Annotated in this window: 5 protein-coding genes; 2 read left to right on the top strand and 3 right to left on the bottom strand. The window is 74.5% G+C overall.

Annotated features, from left to right (window positions below; genetic code table 11):
- A partial coding sequence (locus tag VFN12_RS15205; RefSeq protein WP_325119583.1) for a glycoside hydrolase family 15 protein occupies positions 1 to 1248 on the bottom strand: 1248 nt, incomplete at its 3' end.
- Between the two features lie 51 nt (positions 1249 to 1299).
- Here VFN12_RS15205 and VFN12_RS15200 point away from each other — a divergent pair.
- Together VFN12_RS15200 and VFN12_RS15195 are read left to right on the top strand one after the other, a co-directional pair.
- Positions 1300 to 1785, top strand: coding sequence for a CinA family protein (locus VFN12_RS15200; protein WP_325119582.1), 486 nt, complete (start codon positions 1300 to 1302; stop codon positions 1783 to 1785).
- Positions 1786 to 1817: 32 nt separating this feature from the next.
- Positions 1818 to 2126 (top strand): helix-turn-helix transcriptional regulator, encoded by a 309-nt coding sequence (locus VFN12_RS15195; protein ID WP_325119581.1) that lies wholly within the window; start codon positions 1818 to 1820, stop codon positions 2124 to 2126.
- 7 nt (positions 2127 to 2133) lie between these two features.
- On the opposite strand, the gene VFN12_RS15190 is transcribed toward VFN12_RS15195, so the two are convergent.
- Positions 2134 to 2916: a DNA-formamidopyrimidine glycosylase family protein gene (locus VFN12_RS15190; protein WP_325119580.1), complete on the bottom strand. Its 783-nt coding sequence runs from the start codon at positions 2914 to 2916 to the stop codon at positions 2134 to 2136.
- On the bottom strand, positions 2909 to 6773 hold a 3865-nt coding region (locus tag VFN12_RS15185), incomplete at its 5' end, for an Lhr family ATP-dependent helicase (protein ID WP_325119579.1). The genes VFN12_RS15185 and VFN12_RS15190, both read right to left, overlap by 8 nt.

The following is a 6773-nucleotide window of genomic DNA, read 5'->3' as shown; positions in this document are numbered from 1 at the left end:
GCGCACAGCGCGGTCGAAGGCGACCCAGGACATCACCGCCGAGTGGGTGAACCGCTGCGGCTCGCCGCGGATCTCCCAGAGCCCGTGGTCCGGCTCCTGCCAGGTCCGGGCCAGCCCCTCCAGCAGCACGATCTGGAGCTCCCAGGCGTTGTCGTCGGCCTCGACTCCGGCGTCGCGCGCCCGGTCGAGCGCGTACATCACCTCGCCGAGCACGTCGGTCTGGCGCTGGGTGACCGCGCCGTTCCCGATCCGCACCGGGCGGCTGCCGGCGTACCCCGGGAGGTGCTCGAGCTCGCGCTCGGGGAGCCGGCGGGCGCCGTCGACGGCGTACATGATCTGGAGGTCCTCCGGGTCGCCGGCCGCCGCCCGCAGCAGCCAGTTGCGCCACACCGTGGCCTCCCCGGTGTAGCCCGCCTGGATGACGGCGTCCAGGGTGAGTGCGGCGTCCCGCAGCCAGCAGTAGCGGTAGTCCCAGTTGCGCTCACCGCCGAAGTCCTCGGGCAGGGACGTGGTGGGTGCAGCCACGATCCCACCGGTCTCCTCGTGGGTCAGCAGGCGCAGCGTCAGCAGCGAGCGTCGTACGACGTCGGCGTGGGGTGTGGTGACCCGGCAGGCGGCGAGCCATGAGGCGTCCTCGTCGAGGGTCGACTCGATCCGGGATCCGGCGTCGACGAGCTCGGGGTCCGGGGCGTACGACGGGAGCCAGGTGGTCGCGAAGGTCAGCGCGTCGCCCTCGCGGACGTCGAACTCGTCGGTGTGCCGGTGATCGGAGGCCTTCGGGAGCCGGGGGCCACGCAGCAGGAGCTGGTCCGGCCCGGCGACCGCGGTGATCACCTCCTCGCCGTCGATCCTGCGCCGTCGCACCCAGGGCCGGATCTCGCCGTAGTCCATGCGGACCGCCCACTCGTGTCTCACCCGCACCGTGCCGCGCACCCCGGTCACCACCCGCACGAGGTCGGCCCGGGCGTCACCGGTGGGCATCAGGTCCACCAGCCGGATCACGCCCGTGGGGGTCGTGAACGTCGTCTCGAGGACCGTGGAGTCGTCGAGGTAGCGGCGGGTGGCGTCGTACTCGCCGACCGGGCAGATCTGCCACCGGCCGTGGTCCGCGGTGCCGAGCAGGGCCGCGAAGCACGCGGGGGAGTCGAACCGCGGGAGGCAGAGCCAGTCCACCGAGCCAGTGGTGCCGACGAGGGCGGCGGTGCTGCGGTCGCCGATCACCGCGTAGTCCTCGATCGGCAGCGCCATGGCCGCGAGGCTATCGGCCCGTGGGCGTGGTGGGGCACTACCATCGCCGCCATGACCTCGGCGGCCCGCGTGCTCGAGCTCCTCGGGCAGCGGGGAGCGACGCTGGCGACCGCGGAGTCCGTGACCGGCGGACGGGTGGCGGCCGCGTTGACGGCGGTTCCGGGTTCCTCCGCCTGCTTCCTCGGCGGGGTGGTCGCCTACGCCACCGAGGTCAAGGAGTCGGTGCTCGGGGTCCCTGCGTCGGTGATCGCCGGGCACGGCGTGGTCTCCTCCGCCTGCGCCAGCGCGATGGCGAGCGGCGTGCGCGACCTCACCGGGGCGACCTACGCCGTCAGCACGACCGGGGTCGCCGGCCCCGGCGAGCAGGACGGGGTCAGGCCCGGGACGGTGTACGTCGGCGTGGCCGGTCCCGGCTCGCCCACCGCCGTCGCGCTCGAGCTGAGTGGCGACCGCGCGACCGTCCAGGAGCAGGCCACCCGGGAGGCGTTGTCGGCGGTCGCCGCGATCCTCGACGTGGAAGAAACCGGTCTCGGGTAGCGTTGACCCCGGACCCACGGAAGGACTCAGGCATGGTGCTGTTTCGTCGCCTGCTCGGCGAGGTGCTCCGCGACCGGCGGATGCAGCGTGGCCTGACCCTGCGCGAGGTGTCGAAGGAGGCGCGGGTCAGCCTCGGTTACATCTCCGAGATCGAGCGCGGTCAGAAGGAAGCCTCGTCCGAGCTGTTGTCGTCGCTGTGCCACGCGCTCGACATGCCGCTGTCCGACGTGCTGCGCAACGTCTCCGACGCGGTCGCGCTGGAGGAGGCGGCGGTCGCCGCCACCCCGATCCCGGTCGTGACGCGCAGCGACTCCGGCGACGTGGTCGCCTCCGCGGCCTGACTCGAGTTCAGGGCGCCGGCTGGCACGACGGACACCAGTACGTCGCCCGGCCGTCGCTGTTCTGCGCCACCTCGATGCTGGTCTGGCAGCGGAGGCAGGGCTGCCGGTCCCTCCGGTAGACCCAGTGGCGTCGGCCCCGGCGCAGGTCGCCCGTCGTGGTCTGCTCCGAACGGTCCTTGTTGTGATCGAGCATCTGGTGGGCGCGCCGGACCAGCCGGGTCAGGTCGGCCACCTCGCCGATCGGGACGAGCGGGTGCACCCCGCTGGTGAAGCAGAGCTCGGCGGCGTACATGTTGCCGATTCCGGCCAGACAGGTCTGGTCGAGGAGGGCTTCGTGGACGGGACGGTCGGGATCGGCGGTGAGGCGCCTCAGCGCCTCCTGCTCGTCCCAGTCGGGCCCCAGCAGGTCGGGACCGAGGTGGCCGACCACGTCTCCCTCGCGGTGGCGGGGGAGGAGCTCGACGATGCCGAGCGCGAACCCGACCGCCTGCCGCGACTCGCTGCTCAGCACCACCCGGGCCTGGTGCTCGGGCCGGCGCCACCGCTGTCCGTGCTGGTAGATGTGCCAGGACCCCTCCATCTTGAGGTGGGTGTGCAGCGTCCACGCCTCGCGGGACTCGATCCGGGTCAGGAGGTGCTTGCCGCGCGACAGCGTCCGCAGCACCTTGCCGCCGGAGAGGTCCACCGTGGCGAGCTGGGGCACGCGGAAATCGGTGGAGGTGAGGATCTGCCCCGCGAGCGCCCGGTCGAGTGAGCGGGCGGCGCGCCAGACGGTGTCTCCCTCAGGCACGGAGCCGCAACCCCTTCGGAGTGGCGACGAAGCCGGCGTCCTGGAGGGCCTCGCGCAACGGGGTGGACCCGGACCCGAGCAGCTGGGCCCCGTCGGCCCGCTCGACGGTCAGCCGGCCGAGTGAGCCGCGTCGTACGGCCGTGGACAGGGTCTCGACGGCCGGGCGGAGTCGCTCGGGGTCGTCGGACCAGGTGAGCAGCGTGCGCCCGCCGCGCTCGACGTAGAGGGTGAGGCGGCCGTCGACGAGGACCACGAGGGCGCCGGCCTTGCGCCCGGGCCGGTGGGCGCCGCGATCGTCCTCGTCGGAGGGCCACGGCAGTGCGGCGCCGTAGGGGTTGGCGGGGTCGGTGGCGGCCAGCGCGACGGCGGCCGGCTTGGACCCGCCGTCGGCCGGGGCGGCCTCGGCGAAGGTGCGCAGGCGGTCGATCGCGCCGGCCGTGCCGAACTGGGCCGCCCCCAGCCCGTCGACGAAGTAGCCGCGGCGGCACCGGCCGGACTCCTCGAAGGCCGAGAGCACCCGGTAGGTGGCGGCGAAGCCCCCGGGGGTGCGCTCGCCGACGACGGCCCCGCGGGTCACCACGCCGTGGCGGTCGAGCAGCGCTTCGGCGGCGGCGTGGGCCCGGCGGGTGGGGTCGGTGTCGAGCTGCGGGAGCAGCGCCCAGCGCCCGGCCGTCTCCGGTGGTCCGGTGCGGGTGGGCATCCGGGGCCGCGAGCCGGGGCTGGTGCGGGTGCGGGGCGGAGGTCGGCGGCTCCGGTGGGAGGGGGTTCCGGAGCGGGTGAGGGCCCGGAGCGGGGCGAGGGTGTCGTTGCCGACCCGTCCGGCCCACACCAGCTCCCACAGCGCGGCCGAGAGGGCACGGTCGTCGGTGGAGCCGACGGCGTCGGCGAGCTGCCGGAAGAACCACGCGCCTCCGGGTGAGAGGGCCTCGAGGACGGCGTCGTGCAGCTCGGAGTGCTCGAACGGCTGGGGTGGGGGCAGCGTGAGTGGCGCCTGGTCGGCGAGGTGGAGCGAGACCCAGCCGTCGGACCCGGGCAGCGCGCCGTGGCCGGCCCAGACGACCTCGCCGGAGCTGGTCAGCTCGTCGAGGTACGACGGCTCGTAGTCGCGCACCCGTGAGGGCAGGACCAGCGACTCGAGGGCCGAGGCGGGCAGGGCGCACCCGGCGAGCTGGTCGATGGCGGTGAGCACGCCGTCGACACCTCGCAGCCCCTTGGAGCCGGGCGCGACCCGCTGCCAGGCGCCGAGGAACCTCCCCAGCGCCTCGGGCTCGACCGGCTCGACCTCCTGGCGCAGCTTGGCCAGGGAGCGTCGGCGCAGGCGGCGCAGGGCCTCGGCGTCACACCACTCCTGGCCGGCGCCGGCGGGCCGGAACTCCCCGTCGAGGATCCGGCCCTGGGCGCTCAGCCGCTCCAGCGTGTGACGGACGACGGCCGCCCCGAGACCGAGCCGCGCGGCCACCTGGTCGGTGGTGAACGGCCCGTGGGTGCGGGCGAAACGGGCCACGAGGTCGCCGACGGGGTCGTCGACGGGCTCTGCGAACGCGTCGGGGGTGCCGGGCGGGACCGGGACGCCGAGGCCGTCGCGCAGCCGGCCGACGTCCTCGATCGCGGTCCACCGCTCCTCGCCGGCCATCCGGACCTCGACCACCCGCCGGGCGGCGGCCAGCGACGCGAGCACCTCCTCGACGTCGAGGCCGTCGACCGTCCGGGCGGCGACCTCGGCGGCCGACAGGGGGCCGAGCAGCCGCAGCAGGTCGGCGACGCCTTCCGCGTCGCGGGCGAGGCGGTCGGGGGCCAGGCGCTGGAGCTCGGCCTCGACCTCGGCGAGGACGTCGGGGTCGAGCAGCTCGCGCAGCTCGGCCCGTCCCAGCAGCTCGGCCAGCAGGCCCTGGTCGAGGGAGAGGGCGGCGGCCCGGCGCTCGGCGATGGGGGAGTCGCCCTCGTAGACGAACTGGGCGACGTAGCCGAACAGCAGGCTGCGCGCGAAGGGCGACGGCTGCTGGGTCGCCACGTCGACGACCTCGATCTCGCGACGCTGCACGCGCCGCATCAGGTCGACCAGGCTGGGCAGGTCGTAGACGTCCTGGAGGCACTCGCGCACGGCCTCGAGGACGATCGGGAACGAGGGGTACTTGGCCGCCACCTCCAGCAGCTGGGCGGAGCGCTGGCGCTGCTGCCACAGCGGCGAGCGGCGACCCGGGTCGCGTCGGGGCAGCAGCAGAGCCCGCGCCGCGCACTCGCGGAACCGCGAGGCGAACAGCGCCGACCCGCCGACCTCGGTGGTGACCAGGTCGTCGATCTCGTCGGGCTCGAAGACGATGAGCTCGCCGGTGGGTGGCTCGGCGTCGGTCTCGGGGATCCGGATCACGATGCCGTCGTCGGAGGCGATGGCCTGGCCGTCGACGCCGTGGCGCTCCCGCAGGCGGGCGTTGATCGCGAGCGCCAGCGGCGCGTGGACCGGGGTGCCGTAGGGCGAGTGGAGGACCAGTCGCCAGTCGCCGAGCTCGTCGCGGAACCGCTCGACCAGGAGGGTCCGGTCGCTCGGCAGCACGGTCGTGGCCTCGACCTGTTCGGTGAGGTAGCCGACCAGGTTGGCGGCGGCGTACTCGTCGAGGCCGTTGGCCCGGGCGCGCTGTGTCGCCTGCTCCTGCGGAAGCGAGGCGAGCTCGCGGCTGAACTCGCCGATCGCCGCGCCGAGCTCGGCCGGGCGGCCCAGGGCGTCTCCCTTCCAGAACGGCAGCCGGCCGGGCACTCCCGGAGCGGGGGAGACCAGGACCCGGTCGTGGGTGATGTCCTCGATCCGCCACGAGGTGGCGCCCAGCGCGAACACGTCGCCGACGCGGGACTCGTAGACCATCTCCTCGTCGAGCTCGCCCACCCGGCGGCCCGGCCCCTCACCGCCCACCAGGAAGACCCCGAAGAGCCCCCGGTCGGGGATGGTGCCGCCGCTGGTGACGGCGAGCCGCTGAGCGCCGGGGCGTCCGGTGAGGGTGCCGCCGACGCGATCCCACACGATCCGCGGTCGGAGCTCGGCGAACTCGTCGGACGGGTACCGGCCGCTGAGCAGGTCGAGGGTGGCGTCGTAGGCCGACCGCGGGAGGCCGGTGAAGGGTGCCGACCGCCGCACCAGCGCGAACAGCTCGTCGACGTCCCACGCGTCGAGGGCGGTGGACGCGACCACCTGCTGGGCGAGCACGTCGAGGGGGTTCGCCGGCACCCGCAGCGACTCGATCGCGCCGCGCTCCATCCGCTCGACGGCCACCGCGGTCTGGGCGAGGTCGCCGCGGTGCTTGGGGAACAGGACGCCCCGGCTGGTCTCGCCGACCTGGTGGCCGGCCCGGCCCACCCGCTGCAGGGCGCTCGCCACGCTCGGGGGGGACTCGATCTGGATCACCAGGTCGACCGCGCCCATGTCGATGCCGAGCTCGAGGCTGCTGGTGGCCACGACGCAGGGGAGCCGGCCGCGCTTGAGGTCGTCCTCGATGAGCGCGCGCTGCTCCTTCGACACCGACCCGTGGTGGGCCTTCGCGATCACCGGACTCGCGCCGTGGGAGGCGCCCGACTGCGCCATGATCTGCGCCGGCGGGTCGTGCTCGGTCTCGAGCCGCTCACTGGCGATCTCGTTGAGCCGAGCCGTGAGCCGCTCCGCGAGCCGGCGGGAGTTGGCGAAGACGATCGTGGAGCGGTGCTGGCCGATCAGGTCGGCGACGTGCTCCTCGACGTGGGGCCAGATCGACTGGCTGCGGGTCGGATCGCCGTCGTCGGCGTACTCCTCGGGCGCGGTCATGTCCTCGACGGGTACGACGACCGTGAGGTCCCACCGCTTCTCCGACGTGGGCGCGACGATGTCGACGGGC

It is taken from the genome of Nocardioides sp. (assembly GCF_035703625.1).
Classification (GTDB): domain Bacteria; phylum Actinomycetota; class Actinomycetes; order Propionibacteriales; family Nocardioidaceae; genus Nocardioides.
This window is presented reverse-complemented; position numbering and strand designations above follow the sequence as displayed.